Origin of the sequence: Tellurirhabdus rosea (assembly GCF_026278345.1) — a bacterium.
GTDB lineage: Bacteria > Bacteroidota > Bacteroidia > Cytophagales > Spirosomataceae > Tellurirhabdus > Tellurirhabdus rosea.
This window is the reverse complement of sequence record NZ_CP111085.1, coordinates 216,871-231,931: the sequence shown is the minus strand read 5'-3', so window position 1 is coordinate 231,931 and position 15,061 is coordinate 216,871. Positions and strand designations below refer to the sequence as shown.

Genomic DNA, 15,061 nt, shown 5'->3' with positions numbered 1-15,061 from the left:
ATGAACAGACTCATACTGTTTACTTTGCTCTGGCTTGGATTCATGGGTCCGGACGCATTCGCACAGCAGCGAACGCTGACGGGCCGGGTCACCGACCGGGCCAATGGCGGCGCGCTCCCCGGCGTTTCCGTAAGCATCAAGTCCACCACCCGCGGTACAGTGACCGGTGCCGATGGGTCGTACTCGCTGACCGTGGACGGCAATCCGACCCTGGTCTTTAGCTTCATCGGTTACCAGACCGTGGAAGAACCGGCCAACAACCGCTCGGTCATTGACGTGGTTCTAAGCGCCTCCAGCAACAATCTGGACGAAGTGGTGGTCGTGGGATACGGAACCCAGCGGCGTGCCAACCTGACCGGGGCGGTCGCGGCCATCCGCAACGAAGACCTGCTGGCCCGTCAGGTGGCGACTTCGTCCAACCTGCTTCAGGGTCTCGCGCCGGGGATTTCCGTGACGCAGCAATCGGGCCGCCCCGGTGCCGACGGTGCGCGGATCAACATCCGGGGCGCGGGTTCGATTTTCAGCAACACCACGCCGCTGGTGGTCATCGACAACGTGCCGCAGGCTCCCGGCTCGCTGGAAACCCTGAACAACATCGACCCGAACAACATCGAGAGCATCACCGTCCTGAAAGACGCCGCCTCGACGGCCATCTACGGGGCGCGGGCCGCCAACGGGGTGATTATAGTCAAAACGAAGCGCGGGAAAGACGGCGTGCAGGTGTCCTACAACGGGTTTGTGTCGCAGCAGCAGGCCACCAACCTGCCCGAGAAGGTGAGCGCCGTGGAGCATATGGAAATGGTCAATCTGGCGCAGCGTAACCAGACGGGCAACCCGGCCGCCTTTGTCTTCGACCCGGCGCTGATCGAGCAGTACCGCACCAATCCGGCGGATAATTTCCGGTATTATAACACCGACTGGGTCGCCGATGTGCTGACCAACAGCGGCCTCATGCACAACCACAACGTCAATCTGACGGTGGGCACCGAACGGGTGAAGCTCTTCGGCGCGGGGACTTTCCTGGAGCAGCAGGGCCTGACGCAGAACACCAGTTTCCGCCGCTACGACCTGCGTTTCAACTCCGACATCAAGCTGACGGATAAACTGTCGTTTCAGGGCGACCTGATTTACACCAACTCGCGGGAGATTCAGCCGGGCGGAACCACGGCCGAATTCATCATCCGGCAGATGCTGGGCGTTCCGGCCATCGGGGCGGGCAAGTTCGGGCCGAATCAGTACGGCGATGCGGGGCAGAGTAACTTCCGGAACCCGATTGCCCAGGCCGAGGCCAGCGGTTTTAACCGCTTTCAGCGCCCGAACACTATATTCCGCGGAAACCTGATTTACAAGCCTTTCAAGTTCATGGACGTGGAGGCGATGTTCTCCAACAACGTCCGGCAGGTGATTCAGAAGCGTTTCCTGCAAAACTATCAGGTATTCCGGCCGGACCTGACCACCAATACGCTGAACTTCCTCCAGCTGTATCCCGGTCAAAACTCCATCGCCGACGCCATCACCCGCGAGCGTCTGAACAACTACCTGCTGCAAACGAATTTTTACCACACTATCGGTAAAAGCGACTTCCGCCTGCTGCTGGGCTTACAGTCAGAAGACTACGTGAACGAATCGCTGACGGCCTCGCGGACGGACCTGCCCTCGGACCAGCCGTATATCAACGTCGGGACAAACAACCTCAACAACACCGGCGGCATCAGCGAATACGCTCTGGCGTCGTTTTTCGGGCGGTTCAACTACAATTTCAACGACAAATACCTGCTGGAAGTGAACGGCCGCTACGACGGTTCGTCGCGGTTCTTCCAGCCGCTGGACCGGCAGTGGGGCTTTTTCCCCTCGGCTTCGGTGGGCTGGGTCATCAGCCGGGAGAACTTCATGGCGGGGCTGAGCAATGCCGTGACGTTTGCCAAAATCCGGGCTTCGTACGGGGCCCTGGGCAACCAGAATATCGGCGGCTTTTATCCGTTTGCCGCCAATCTGGCCGGGGGCGCTACCTTCTTCTTCAACAACCGCCTCACGCAGGGCGTCGCGCAGACCACCGCCGCCAACCCGAACATTTCCTGGGAAACATCGACGCAGGCCAACCTCGGTCTGGACCTGACCTTGTTCCAGAACCTGTCGCTGACGGTGGATGTGTTTGAGCGGAAAATCCGCGATATGCTGCTGGTGCGTCCCGTTCCGGCGTATACGGGGGTGAGCGCGCCGTTTGTCAACGCCGGATCGATGCGCAACCGGGGCTTTGAACTGTCGCTGAACTACAAAAACCGCATCGGCGGCTTCCGCTACGACCTGACGGGCGTGCTGTCGGACGTGCGCAACGAAGTGCTGGACCTCGGTGGTCAGGACATCATCGAAGGCCGCCTTATTTCGACGCCCGGCCAGCCGCTGCGTTCGTACTACGGCTTCATTGCCGACGGGCTGTTCCAGACCAAGGAGGAAATCGACGCGCTGAACGCCATTGACGGCAATGCGTCCACGCCTTACTTCCTGGCCAATACGTCGCCCGGCGACATCAAATACCGGGACGTAAGCGGTCCGGAAGGCAAGCCTGACGGGGTGATCAACCAGTTCGACCGGGTCGTGCTGGGCAACCGCCAGCCGCGCTACGAGTACAGCTTCAACGCCAACCTCGGCTGGAAAGGCTTCGACATGAACCTGTTCTTCCAGGGCGTCGGCAAGCGCGACAACTACATCAGCGGAACCGGAGCCTGGGCGTTCTTCGCCTCGGACTTCATCGCCACGGCCTACACCTGGCAGAAGGACAACTGGCGGCCCGACAATACCGGAGCCAGCTACCCGCGCCTGACCAACAACATCGACAACAACCAGCGGGATTCGGGTTTCTGGATGCGCAACGGGTCGTATCTCCGTCTGAAAAACGTCCAGTTGGGTTACACCATCCCGGCGGTCATCAGCCGGAAAGCGGGCCTCAATTCGGTTCGCGTGTACGTGAGCGGCCAGAATCTGCTGACCTTCGATCAGTTCGTGGAAGGCTTCGACCCCGAGCAGGAAGATCAGGATGGAAACTTCTATCCCGTGATGAAAACCTTTACCGCTGGACTGAACCTGAGATTTTAACCAATTATGAAAAAGATACTTCTCTTTATTCTATCCGCACTGACGCTGACCAGTTGTGAGGACTACCTCGACCGGCAGCCGCTGGACACGCCGGCTTCGGCCTCTTATTATAATAACGAGGCCGAAATGAATCTGGCCCTGACCGGGGTGTACAGTTCGAACTACTGGACCACGGGCAACCTGCCCGTTCAGGTGCTGTATGACCTTTATACGGACATCGGCCTCGAACGCGCGCCGGGTATCGCCCAGGGAAACTATGACGCGACCAACGGGACGGTCAGCAGCTTCTGGGGATTCATGTACACGACGGTGGCCCGGGCCAACGCGCTGCTGGCGGGCATGGAACGGGGCAAAGCGAACGTCCCGGCGGCCAACTTCAACCGGATTCAGGCGGAAGCGAAAGTGCTGCGGGCCTGGGCCTACTATCACCTGATGGGGTTGTACGGCGATGTGCCGTTTTACACCGAGCCGCTGCTGCCGGAACAGTTTTATACGCTGACGCGGACGGAACGGGCCAAAATCGCCGACTTCCTGATTACCGATCTGGAAGACGCCGCGCCGAAACTGGAGTGGGCGTCCCGTGAACGGGGTCGGGTCAACCGGGGCGTGGCGCTGGGGCTGATCGCCAAGGTGGCGCTGATGCTGAATCGCCACCAGGTCGCCGCCGACGCCGCCAAGCGGGTAATCGACGGAAACTTCTACGGCCTCAATCCGCGCTTCCAGGACCTGTTCACGCTGGCTGGTCAGCAGGCCAATGCCGGTCGGGAGATCATGTTCGAAATGCTGTATCCGACCGACGCCGCCTTCCCGGTATCGTTCATGGCGCTGGGGCAGGGGTCTCGGGCAATTGCCGCGCAGTCGGGACGTTTTCCGTTGCAGGCATTGGTCGATAAGTTCGAGGCGATTGATGGCAAGCGGATTGATGAATCGGCCGTGTACAGTCCCGCCCAGCCGTCCCGCAACCGCGACCCGCGTCTGAAATGGACCGTCACGATGCACGGCGATACGATTACGGGCAATACTTCCGGCACGCGCCGCCGGGCGGTGTTCAATATCTACGACGCGCAGACGAGCTTCTTTAATTTCAACACCAACACCTGGGCCAACGCCGCCAATGCCGACGTAACGAACCCTTTCGGGCCGGTGCTGAACGGGCTGGGGCTGCTCTGGGCCAAGTGGACCTACGACGAGGCGCAGGATATGTTTGCGTCGAAAACCGGCTTTGCCTACATGCGCTACGCCGAAATCCTGCTGACGTATGCCGAGGCCAAAATCGAACTGAACCAGATTGACCAGACGGTCATCAACGCCATGAATCTGGTGCGCCGCCGGGCGGGCATGCCGAATGTGGACCCGGCCATCCAGAGCAACCAGACCAAGATGCGGCAACTGGTGCGCCGCGAACGGACCGTCGAACTGGCTAACGAGGGCATCCACCTGTTCGACATGCGTCGGTGGGGTACGGGTCGGCTGGTGATGAACACCATCGTTTACGGCGCTCCCCGGACCCGCACGGCCGTCGCCCCGATACCGTCGTTCGGGACGCCGGGTTCGCCCCAGGACCTGAACGACATCCCCAACTATACGGCGGGCGACGCCGTCCGGTTCAAGCGGGAACAGCGGACCTTCGACGACAAGCACAACCTTTTCCCAATCCCCCAGCGCGAACGCGACATCAACCGCAGCCTGACGCAGAACCAGGGGTGGTAAACATGTTTTGTGTTTTCCGTTTTGTGTTTTCAGTTATGTATTGCTCCGCGATGAGGAGGCACTGGAGACACAAAACGGAAAGCACAAAACAAAAAAAGCCCCGGCTGGGCCGAGGCTGGGGTGGGTACGAAATCCCTCGGTTTGGAGAGACTGCTTCATCAATGTGCCGGTTTGGCCGGCGAGTACAAGTTACATGAACAAAGCTAAAGGAAAGTTATTGCCTTGCAAATGAGTTTTGCTTTGTCTGACAATTATTAATTGAAGTTTAATTCATATTAGCGAAAGCAAAGAAAAAACCCGGCCGCAGCGCAGCCGGGTTTTTTGTACCCACCGTAACTTGTACTATTATCAGGCAAAATTAACCAGTTCGTTACAAAAACGGCCTTATGGGGCGAGGTGTTTATCCAACGGCCCCCCGCGTGTCTGTTAACAGGCCGCGATGGCGGCTTTCCGCTCCCGGAACGTCAGCAGATGGGGGAGGTTGTAGCAATCGGTAAACAGCACCTTGCAGGGCTGCGCCTCCGCTGGAATATCGGTGAAAAGCCATTTCCGGCCCGTTCTGGCCAGAATAAACAGGCCAAAATCATCCCCCACCGCGTTGAAATCCGGCAGCGGATTCATTTTACTGAACTGCGGCAGTGCAAACTCCTCGACCAGATACCGCGTAAGGGCCGTAACATCGTCTACCGCCAGTCCGATTTCGCTGACGCCCTGAAAAAGCTGACTGGGAGCGCCGCCAAACAGCGCGTCCCGGCGTTCGATAAACTCCACGAGGTTACCGGCGGCATCCCGAAAGTAACAGGCCCGGGCTCTCCAGTCCGTGAACGTGGCAATTCGCTGCCCAAAAGCGGTGTTCAGATAGGGCAGGGGGAACGACTTAATGAGGGTTTCCAGGGAATTGGTCGCGACGTTGAACGCAAAATGGTAGGGCGCGACCGGCGTATCCGTACGCACAAAAATCAGATCGGTCCAGCCGGCCCGAACGGTCAGGCTGCCCGGAAGTTCGCACACGACGGGAAGCTGCAGCGTGTCGACATAAAAGGTCCGGGTGGCTTCCAGGTCGTGACAAAGCAGCTCCAGTTGGCAGATTTTCATGGTGAAAGCGGTCGTCTGACCAGCTATTTGTTGTTTACTGTTCTGCAGGCAAAGATGCGCAACGACCACAGGAACCGAAACGGCTTCCGGCCCTAAACGGCAGGAAAGGCAACTGAACTGGGCTTTTTTCGGGATGAACAGGCGCCGGAATTATTGCAGTTGAACGGTCGGCGTCTGGCTGACGAACGTCTTGCCGTCGCTCAGCTCAACCGTAATTTCCGCCCGGAAAGACGACACGGACGGGGCCTGATTGAAGCTCAGGCGCAGGTATTCATAAGGTCCGGTTTTGGGGCTTTTCTGCTGAAGGAACGTCGCCAGCGGCAAGTCTTTGCCGTCCGGTTGGCCCGTCACGGTGAGCTCCGCATTCAGCAGACTCCCGGCTTTGAAGCGGTCGTTATAATCGGTCAGGGCTTTCACTTCTATCCGGCGGATGGTTTCCACGGACCCCTGATGACCGGGCTGTACGCAGTCGCAGGCGTAGGCGCTCGGGAAAAATCCGCCGGGGGCCGAGGAGCGACGCGAGTAGCCGGTACCCTCCCAACTCAGCATAATGCCGCCGAACCTCTCCCGGCTCAGCGTAGCGTCCGCCGAGTGGATGACTCCTGACTTCTGAAAATACCAGGTCTGAACCCGATCCGGCCGGAACAGCTTCGGCACATCCGGGCACCGACAGGTCGGGCCAATCAGGGAATTGCAGCCGGGCATCAGCACCTGCCAAAAGCCCAGCAGGAAAAAAAGCAGCAGGAAGCGCTTCAGCATAAGAACTGGTTTGAAGTTTATGGTTTATAGTTTATGGTTGAGGGTTCAAAGTTTAGGGTTGCTCTGCCGTGTTCAGAACAAGCGGAGCAACCCTAAACTTTAAACTATAAACTCCAAACCCTTCTCAGGTTTTCTGTTTTTTCTTCTTGGCGGCCGGGAAGAGGATGTTGTTCAGGATGAGCCGGTAGCCTGCCGAATTGGGATGGAGGGCGAGGTCGGTCGGTTCTTCGTTGATTTCGTGGCGGTAATCCTCCGGATCGTGCCCGCCGTAGAAGGTGAAAAAGCCTTTGCCGTAGGGCGCGTGAATGTACCGGGCCTCGTTGGCGGCCTTGCTCTCGGCCAGAACGACCACTTCGGGTTTGATCAGATTTTTCTTGAAGGCCGTGGTCTGTCCCATAAACCCTTTGATGATGTTCATGTGGTTCTGGGTCAGCATGGTCGGGACGGGGTCCCATTTGGCGGAAAACTGGAACAGCGTGAAGTAGTCGTTCTGTTCGCTCAGGCCCCGCTCGTCGGGCTGGTTGTCGATGTTGGAAAACTCGATCAGGTAGGGGTTCGTATACACCTGAAAGTTGCGGAAGGCCATGGTCTGGCTGAAATCCAGTTTGTTGTTGGCGGCGGGGTCCGCGCCGTCGCCGTCGTAGATGGACTCGGCCACGTCTGTGTTCTGGGCGGCCAGGGCGATGTCGTAGGTATCGGTGGCGTTGCACATGGCAAACATATACCCCCCGCCGAGGCAGTATTCCCGGATTTTGCGAACGACGGACAGCTTCAACTGAGAAACTTTCGTAAGGCCGTATTTTTTAGCGATCAGCTCGGCTTCGCGGCGCTGGGCCACGTACCAGGGTTCGGAGCGGAATTGATAAAATTTCCCATATTGTCCCGTAAAATCCTCATGATGAAGGTGCAGCCAGTCGTACTGGGTCAGCTTGCCTTCCATGATATCGTCGTCGTAGACCACCTCGTACGGAATCTCCGCGTAGGTCATCACCAGCGTGACGGCGTCGTCCCAGGGTTGTTTGGTCTTGGGCGAATAAACGGCTACTTTCGGGGCTTTCTGGAGCTTGACCGCGTCCATGTTGGCATCCGGGGAAGATACTTCCGCTAGGATCTGGGCGCCCTGCGCGTCGGAAATAACGTCGTAGCTCACGCCGCGCACCACCAGTTCGTTGATGAATTTCTGGTTGACCGGCATCATGAAACTGCCGCCGCGGTAATTCAGCAGCCAGTCGATTTCGGTATCGTACTGCTTCAGCACCCAGTAGGCAATGCCGTAGGCTTTCAGATGATTCTTCTGGCCCTCATCCATCGGAATCAGGATTTTGGAAGCCATCGCCGGGCTTACCAAGGCGAAGAAAAGGATAAACGGTAGCAGCAGCCGGTTCATTGGTGTGCAGGATTTTCAGGTTGCATATAGCTTTGTAACGAAAAATAGCAAAAATTGTGCAGGAGAACTAACATTGAGTGAAAGAGCGATTGAGCGATTAAGTGATCTGCCTTCTGGGTGCATTGCTTTGCTGCTTATTCTGTCACCGCAGCGGCGGACCGCTCATTCACGCAATCACTCATTAAGAAGATGAATCTAACCGAAAACATCAGCGAAGGACTTCGCTCCATTGCATCCAACCGGCTACGAACGATCCTGACTTCGGCCATCATCGCCATCGGGATCACCTCCCTGGTGGGCATCCTGACGGCCATCGACGGCATCCAGGCGTCTCTCGAAAGCGGCCTAGGTTCGCTGGGGGCCAATACGTTTGACATTGAAGGGCCGAACATGTTTCGCCGGTTTGGCGGCCGCGCCGAAAAGCAGGTACCGCCGATTGACTTCCGGCAGGCAATGATCTTCAAGCGGCGCTTTCCCTACAAAGCATCCATTTCCGTCTCGGCAATGATTACCGGGGCCGCGCAGGTGAAATATGCCTCCAAAAAAACGAATCCGAACACGCAGTTGGTGGGCGTGGATGACACCTATCTGGCCGTCAAAGGCTCGAAACTGGCGCAGGGCCGGAACTTCACCGAGAACGACCTGGTCAATTCCCTGAACGTGGCCATCATTGGGTCGGAACTCGTCAATACGCTTTTTGAACGGAATGTGTCACCGGAAGGCAAGGAAATTTCGGTGCTGGGAACGCGCTTCAAGGTAATCGGGGTGCTGGAAAAGAAAGGCAGTCTGAACGGCGCCGGCGACGACCGGCTGGTGCTGATTCCGCTGAACGTAGGCCGCGCGCTGGCAGGCGGCCGGGCGCTGACCTTCGACATTACGTCTACCGTCGAGGGCAGCAAAGACCCGGATGTGGTCATTGGAGAAGCCCGCGGCCTCATGCGCCAGATTCGGCAGGACCCGCTGGGCCGCCCGGATTCGTTCCGCATCATCCGGGCTGACGAACTGGCTAAGGAACTCGAAGAAAATACCAACGTCCTCCGCATCGGCGGCTTCGGCATCGGCTTTATCACCCTGCTGGGGGCCGCCATTGCCCTGATGAACATCATGCTGGTTTCGGTCACCGAACGTACCCGCGAGATCGGAATCCGGAAATCGCTCGGCGCCACGCCCCAGCGCATCCGGGAGCAGTTTCTGATCGAAGCCATCGTAATCTGCGTACTCGGCGGTCTGGGCGGTATCCTGCTCGGTCTGGGAATCGGGAACCTGATTTCCATGGTTGTCAGCCAGGGCAAGGGCGGATTTGTCGTTCCCTGGTTCTGGATGATGATGGGAATCATCGTCTGCGTGGCCGTAGGGCTGTTCTCCGGCATTTATCCCGCTTTCAAAGCCTCCCGGCTTGACCCGATCGAGGCGCTGCGGTACGAGTAATGAATGATGAATGATGAATAATGAACCGCGGCGGCGGACCGGAATGAACGGGGTGGCGGATTGCAATGAAGGAGGAGTGGGGAGGCTTGAGGGCGGGGTTTGCGGTGGGGCGGAAGGCTTGATTTTATGAGGCGGAGAGTCAGTCACTTGTGAAATAATCGCTGAATTTCCCTTTCTGATTCATTCTTCGTTGTTCATTATTCATTAATATTGCGCATCGATTTCAGGCCGGGATGGCGGAATCGGTAGACGCGATGGTCTCAAACACCATTGTCTGCAAGGACATGCCGGTTCGAGTCCGGCTCCCGGTACTCTTAAGCCGTAACACGTTGATCCGTGTTACGGCTTCTTTATTTTTTACCGGATTTTACCGGAAACGATGTGCAGCAGCGCTCCAACCGGGCTTTCTCTGCCCGCCGCTGAATCTGAAAGAATTGCTTTATCCCCTTTAACGATCAGCAGAAGTACCGTTGAAAAAAATATTCCATCGTAATATTGCGATATTCAATTTAGCCATTACTTTTGTGGCATGGGAGTAACAAAGACCGAAGTATTCACCGCCGAGCAGAACCGCATTGCTGATCTGGCCAAAGCACTGGCTCATCCCGCCCGGGTAGCCATCCTGCAACTGCTGGCCACCCGCAAGTCCTGCGTGTGCGGTGATCTGGTGGAGGAACTGCCGCTGGCACAGGCCACCGTTTCCCAGCACCTCAAAGAGCTGAAGCGGGTGGGCATCATCAAGGGCGACATCGATCCGCCCCGGGTGTGCTACTGCATCAACGAAGCCGTCTGGGCCGAGGTCCAGCAGGCGTTCGGTGCCCTGCTGGCGGCCTATCAGCCCCAATCCTGCTGCTGACCCCTTGGGTCGCCGCTTTTTTTTGACCGAATCAATCGTATTATTGCGATAAACTATGGACGCCATGAACCCAGCTATCCGACCTGCCGAGTCGAGCGATGTCCCCGCCGCTCACGGCCTGCTCCGCGCAGCGAGTCTGCCCACCGACGACCTGCCCGCTGACCTTCCCCATTTTGTGGTCCTCTACGACCAGACCCGGCTTGTCGGGCTGGCGGGGATGGAGTACCACGGTCCGGTGGGCCTCCTTCGGTCGGTCGCCGTGTCGCCCGAATACCGCTCCCAAAGGTTAGGAGAAAAGCTGGTGGGCGCGGTACTGGATGCCGCCCGGGAGGCGGGTGTCCGGGAAGCCTACCTGATTACGACCACCGCCGAGGCATATTTCCGCCGGTACGGATTTGCGACCGTGGCCCGAACCGATGTGCCCGAAGCCATCGGGAAGACAAGCCAGTTCAACGGCCTTTGCCCTTCGACGGCCACCGTCATGAAGATGACCCTGTAGCAATTCATTCAATCCACTTTATAAACCTCTATCCGAACATGGTAAACAATGCTGATGAACTGAAAGCCGTAGTCCGTCAGAAGTACGGCGAAATTGCCCAGACCGAAAATCCGGCGGGAGTCCCCGTGGACTGCGGCTGCGGCCCCACGTCCTGCTGCACTCCTTCTACCGCCGGGGCGGAAGCCATCAACATGGCCGAAGCTTATTCGGGCCTGAATGGCTATGTGGCCGAAGCGGACTTGGGGCTGGGCTGCGGACTGCCCACCCAGTTTGCCCTCATCAAACCCGGCGATGTCGTGGTAGACCTCGGCTCCGGGGCGGGCAACGACTGCTTTGTGGCCCGGGCCGAAACCGGCGAGACGGGCCGGGTGATCGGGCTGGATTTTACCGAAAGCATGGTCCAGCGGGCTCGTCGGAATGCCGACGCCCGGGGCTACACCAACGTTGAGTTTGTGCAGGGTGACATTGAAGACATGCCCCTGCCGGATGATCTGGCGGATGTGGTGGTCAGCAACTGCGTGATGAATCTGGTGCCCGACAAAAAGCGGGCTTTCGCCCAGACGTACCGGGTTCTGAAGACCGGAGGGCATTTCAGCATCTCGGACATCGTGCTGGAAGGAGAACTGCCACCCCGGCTGAAACAGGACGCCGAACTGTATGCCGGTTGCGTCTCGGGGGCTATTCAGCTCCGGGATTATCTGGCGGCGGTGAAGGAGGCCGGGTTCCGCAACATCCAATTGCAGAAGAAACGGCAGATCGTCCTGCCCGAAGAAGTCCTCGCCGCCTACCGGGATGAACTGCCCGCGGCGGGCGAAGGTGAAGCAGTTCCGGGCATCTTCAGCGTCACCGTTTACGCCGAAAAATAAGCTTACTCCGGCAACATCCGCCCCGAAACGTAATCGTCCGTAAGGCTGGCGCTGACCGGGCAGGGGCGGTGTTGCCGGAATTAACCCATTCTTTTTTAAGATGAACATACTGGTTCTTTGTACGGGCAACTCCTGCCGGAGTCAGATCGCCCACGGCTACCTCCAGTCCATGGCTGGCGACCGAGCCAAGGTCTACAGCGCGGGGGTAGAAACCCACGGGGTGAATCCCAAAGCCATCGCCGTGATGGCCGAAGAGGGCATCGACCTGTCCGGTCACACCTCCAACCACGTTGATGAGTACGCGGACGTTCCGTTTGATTACGTCATCACCGTCTGCGACAATGCCCGCGAGCGTTGCCCTTACTTTCCCACCACCGCCCGGAAATTTCACTACAACTTCCCGGACCCGGCCAAAGCGACCGGTAGCCCCGACGAAATTATGGAACAGTTCCGGGCCGTGAGGGACCAGATCAAAGCCTATAGCCAGACGTTTATCCAGCAGCAGATTGATGGAAGCCACCCTAACTAAAGGCAGATTGTCTTTCCTGGACCGCTTTCTGACGGTCTGGATTTTCGGAGCGATGGCGCTGGGAGTGGCTATCGGCTATTTCTTCCCGGGTGTTGATGGCATTCTGAACCAGTACCAGAGCGGGACAACCAATATCCCCATCGCAATCGGTCTGATTGTGATGATGTATCCGCCGCTGGCCAAGGTGCGCTACGAGAAGCTGCCGGACGTCTTCCGCAACACCCGTATTCTGCTGTTGTCCTTGGTGCAGAACTGGCTGATCGGCCCTCTGCTCATGTTTGGACTGGCCGTGCTGCTGCTGCCCGACAAGCCGGACTACATGGTGGGATTAATCATGATCGGTATTGCCCGCTGCATTGCGATGGTCATTGTCTGGAACGATCTGGCCGGGGGAGACCGCGAGTACGTAGCGGGTCTGGTGGCCTTTAACTCGGTGTTTCAGGTGTTGTTCTACCCGGTCTACGCTTACCTCTTTATCACCGTTCTGCCGCCTCTGGTGGGGCTTCAGGGCGTGGCCGTCGAGGTGAGCATCGGCCAGATTGCCGAAAGCGTCCTGATCTATCTGGGCGTCCCGTTTGGAGCAGGCATGCTGTCCCGTTACCTACTGGTGCGCCTGAAAGGGCGGCAGTGGTACGAATCCCGTTTTCTGCCCGCCATCAGTCCCCTGACGCTGGTAGCGCTGCTATTTACCATTGTGGTGATGTTCAGCCTCAAAGGCCGGATGATCGTGGAGATTCCGCTGGATGTGGTTCGCATCGCGATTCCGCTGGTGATCTACTTTGTCCTCATGTTCTTCTCGGCGTTCTATCTGGCCAAACGGGCCGGGGCGGATTACCCAAAGAGCACCTCACTGGCTTTCACGGCGGCAGGCAACAACTTCGAGTTGGGAATTGCCGTGGCCATCGCCGTGTTCGGCATTCATTCGGGGGTGGCGTTCGCCGCCGTGATCGGACCACTCATCGAAGTGCCGGTGCTGATTCTGCTGGTGAACGTGGCGCTTAAAAAACAGGCCGATTTTAGAGTATCAGCCCGTTCATGACCCACTTTCCCAGTCCAGACAGCGTTCCCGCGATTCGTTAAAATCGCAACCAAAATGGAAGTTAACTACCTCGACGCGGTTATCATCGGGGGCGGTCAGTCCGGACTGGCGACGGCCTACCATCTGCGGAAAGTCACGTCGAACTATCTGGTGCTGGATGCTGGCGTTCAGCCGGGTGGGGCATGGCCGCATGCGTGGGATTCGCTGCGGCTGTTTTCTCCGGCGGCGGCCAGCTCCCTGCCCGGATGGCTCATGCCCGCCACGGCAGAGGCGTACCCCGACCGGAATGAAGCCATCGATTACCTGACCCGCTACGAACAGCGCTACAGCTTCCCGGTCAAACGGCCGGTACAGGTGGAGTCGGTTGAAAAGGAAACCGAAGGCTTTAGGCTGCACACTTCGGCGGGTGTTTTTCACAGTCGGACGGTGATTGCCGCTACCGGTACGTGGAGTAAGCCCTTTATTCCTGACTATCCCGGACGGGATTCCTTTGGAGGCAGACAAATTCACTCGGCCCATTACCGTTCCCCGGAAGCTTTTCGGGGCCAGCGCGTATTGGTTGTGGGGGGAGGCAACTCCGCCGCTCAGATTCTGGCGGAGGTTTCCCGGGTGGCACATACGCAGTGGGTTACGCTGCACGAGCCGACCTTTCTGCCCGACGAGGTAGACGGCCGGTACGTGTTCGAAGTGGCTACCCAGCGATTCCACGCCGCCCAGCAGGGAGTGACCTTGCCGCCCGCCAGCCTTGGCGACATTATCATGCTCGATAGCGTCAGGGAGGCGCGAAGCCGTGGGGTGCTGAAGGCCCGACGACCGTTTGCCCGGATCATACCGGAAGGGGTGGAGTGGCCGGATGGCACGCAGGAACGCTTTGACGCCATCCTCTGGTGTACGGGTTTTCGTCCTGCCCTCGACTTTCTGGCTCCCCTGAACGTACTGACTCCGGAGGGCCGGGTGGAGGTCGCCGAAACCCGGTCTACGCGCCAGCCGGGCCTTTGGCTGGTCGGTTACGGCAACTGGACAGGGTTTGCGTCGGCTACCCTGATTGGCGTTAACCGGTCCGCCCGCAGGACGGCCGAAGAGGTGAAAGAGTACGGTCGATAAAAAGCGAATGCTTGGTAGAAAATATACACATTAAGCTTTCTACATTTGTGTCTTATAATTAAGCACATTGAATGAAAAAAACATTACTTGGTTTTTGCTTCTCATCATTAATTTTCTTGTCATCGTCAGCCTTTGCCCAGACTAGTACCGAAACCTGGAGTTCAGAGGGATTAGGGACTTTGGGTGGGGAGAATATAAAAACGGCAGCAGAGATAAAAAAGCTGTTGATTGGTACATGGGTGTTGAATGATGATCCAAAACAGACCGTTACATTCACAGCTACCACCGTCACCTTCAGGGTGAAAGGATTGTCTCAAAAGCCATCCACGTACAAAATGGAGGACGAATGCTGAGATGGTCCAGTTTTGCCGGACAGTCTAAGTGCTTAACTTAGCTGTACCATGAGCCAAAACAAATCCGTGCTGATGCCTCGTCGAAAGTACGATGAGGATTTCAAAAAAGAAGCTGTTCGCCTAGCTACTACTGGTGACCGGACCGTTGCTGATGTGGCCCGTTCACTGGGCATCTCGGAGAATCTGCTCTATCGTTGGAAAGGGAATAAAAAAGCAGGCCACCCGGATGGTAGCACCGTATCTATCGAGGAATATGAGCGGGTCCGGGAACAACTTCGTCGTGTCGAGCAGGAACGCGAAGTGTTAAAAAAAGCGTTGGCCATTTTCAGCCGGATGACCTGAC

The 15,061-nt window shown here is 57.7% G+C and carries 14 protein-coding genes and 1 tRNA gene; 12 read left to right on the top strand and 3 right to left on the bottom strand.

The window, feature by feature from the left end; genetic code table 11:
• Both ORG26_RS00960 and ORG26_RS00955 read left to right on the top strand, forming a co-directional pair.
• Complete coding sequence (locus ORG26_RS00960; protein WP_266366486.1) at positions 1–3,093, top strand: SusC/RagA family TonB-linked outer membrane protein; 3,093 nt, start codon at positions 1–3, stop codon at positions 3,091–3,093.
• Positions 3,094–3,099: 6 nt separating this feature from the next.
• On the top strand, positions 3,100–4,803 hold the full coding sequence (locus ORG26_RS00955; protein ID WP_266366484.1) for a RagB/SusD family nutrient uptake outer membrane protein: 1,704 nt from the start codon (positions 3,100–3,102) through the stop codon (positions 4,801–4,803).
• 426 nt (positions 4,804–5,229) lie between these two features.
• On the opposite strand, the gene ORG26_RS00950 is transcribed toward ORG26_RS00955, so the two are convergent.
• The 3 genes from ORG26_RS00950 to ORG26_RS00940 all read right to left on the bottom strand — a co-directional run bounded on the left by ORG26_RS00950 (position 5,230) and on the right by ORG26_RS00940 (position 8,044).
• Positions 5,230–5,898, bottom strand: coding sequence for a VOC family protein (locus ORG26_RS00950; protein WP_266366482.1), 669 nt, complete (start codon positions 5,896–5,898; stop codon positions 5,230–5,232).
• 150 nt (positions 5,899–6,048) lie between these two features.
• A complete protein-coding gene (locus ORG26_RS00945; protein WP_266366480.1) occupies positions 6,049–6,657 on the bottom strand; it encodes a hypothetical protein in 609 nt (202 codons plus the stop codon).
• Between the two features lie 124 nt (positions 6,658–6,781).
• Positions 6,782–8,044, bottom strand: a complete 1,263-nt coding sequence (locus ORG26_RS00940) for an asparagine synthetase B (protein ID WP_266366479.1) — start codon at positions 8,042–8,044, stop codon at positions 6,782–6,784.
• A 189-nt stretch (positions 8,045–8,233) separates the two neighbouring features.
• Here ORG26_RS00940 and ORG26_RS00935 point away from each other — a divergent pair, with 189 nt between their 5' ends.
• The 10 genes from ORG26_RS00935 to ORG26_RS00890 all read left to right on the top strand — a co-directional run bounded on the left by ORG26_RS00935 (position 8,234) and on the right by ORG26_RS00890 (position 15,060).
• Positions 8,234–9,472, top strand: a complete 1,239-nt coding sequence (locus ORG26_RS00935; RefSeq protein ID WP_266366477.1) for an ABC transporter permease — start codon at positions 8,234–8,236, stop codon at positions 9,470–9,472.
• A gap of 227 nt (positions 9,473–9,699) precedes the next feature.
• Positions 9,700–9,783 (top strand) — tRNA-Leu (locus ORG26_RS00930).
• A gap of 218 nt (positions 9,784–10,001) precedes the next feature.
• The gene (locus ORG26_RS00925; RefSeq protein ID WP_266366475.1) at positions 10,002–10,328 is read left to right on the top strand and encodes an ArsR/SmtB family transcription factor; all 327 of its coding nucleotides are present in this window, start codon (positions 10,002–10,004) and stop codon (positions 10,326–10,328) included.
• Between the two features lie 64 nt (positions 10,329–10,392).
• The gene (arsN2, locus tag ORG26_RS00920; RefSeq protein WP_266366473.1) at positions 10,393–10,827 is read left to right on the top strand and encodes an arsenic resistance N-acetyltransferase ArsN2; all 435 of its coding nucleotides are present in this window, start codon (positions 10,393–10,395) and stop codon (positions 10,825–10,827) included.
• A gap of 38 nt (positions 10,828–10,865) precedes the next feature.
• Positions 10,866–11,693: an arsenite methyltransferase gene (gene arsM / locus ORG26_RS00915; protein WP_266366471.1), complete on the top strand. Its 828-nt coding sequence runs from the start codon at positions 10,866–10,868 to the stop codon at positions 11,691–11,693.
• A gap of 100 nt (positions 11,694–11,793) precedes the next feature.
• On the top strand, positions 11,794–12,222 hold the full coding sequence (locus ORG26_RS00910) for an arsenate reductase ArsC (RefSeq protein WP_266366469.1): 429 nt from the start codon (positions 11,794–11,796) through the stop codon (positions 12,220–12,222).
• The gene (gene arsB, locus ORG26_RS00905) at positions 12,203–13,261 is read left to right on the top strand and encodes an ACR3 family arsenite efflux transporter (RefSeq protein ID WP_266366467.1); all 1,059 of its coding nucleotides are present in this window, start codon (positions 12,203–12,205) and stop codon (positions 13,259–13,261) included. The genes ORG26_RS00910 and arsB overlap by 20 nt, the downstream gene beginning before the upstream one ends.
• A gap of 54 nt (positions 13,262–13,315) precedes the next feature.
• Positions 13,316–14,365, top strand: a complete 1,050-nt coding sequence (locus ORG26_RS00900) for an ArsO family NAD(P)H-dependent flavin-containing monooxygenase (RefSeq protein ID WP_266366465.1) — start codon at positions 13,316–13,318, stop codon at positions 14,363–14,365.
• A 71-nt stretch (positions 14,366–14,436) separates the two neighbouring features.
• Positions 14,437–14,718, top strand: a complete 282-nt coding sequence (locus ORG26_RS00895; RefSeq protein ID WP_266366463.1) for a hypothetical protein — start codon at positions 14,437–14,439, stop codon at positions 14,716–14,718.
• A 48-nt stretch (positions 14,719–14,766) separates the two neighbouring features.
• A complete protein-coding gene (locus ORG26_RS00890) occupies positions 14,767–15,060 on the top strand; it encodes a transposase (protein WP_266366461.1) in 294 nt (97 codons plus the stop codon).
• Position 15,061 lies beyond the last annotated feature (1 nt).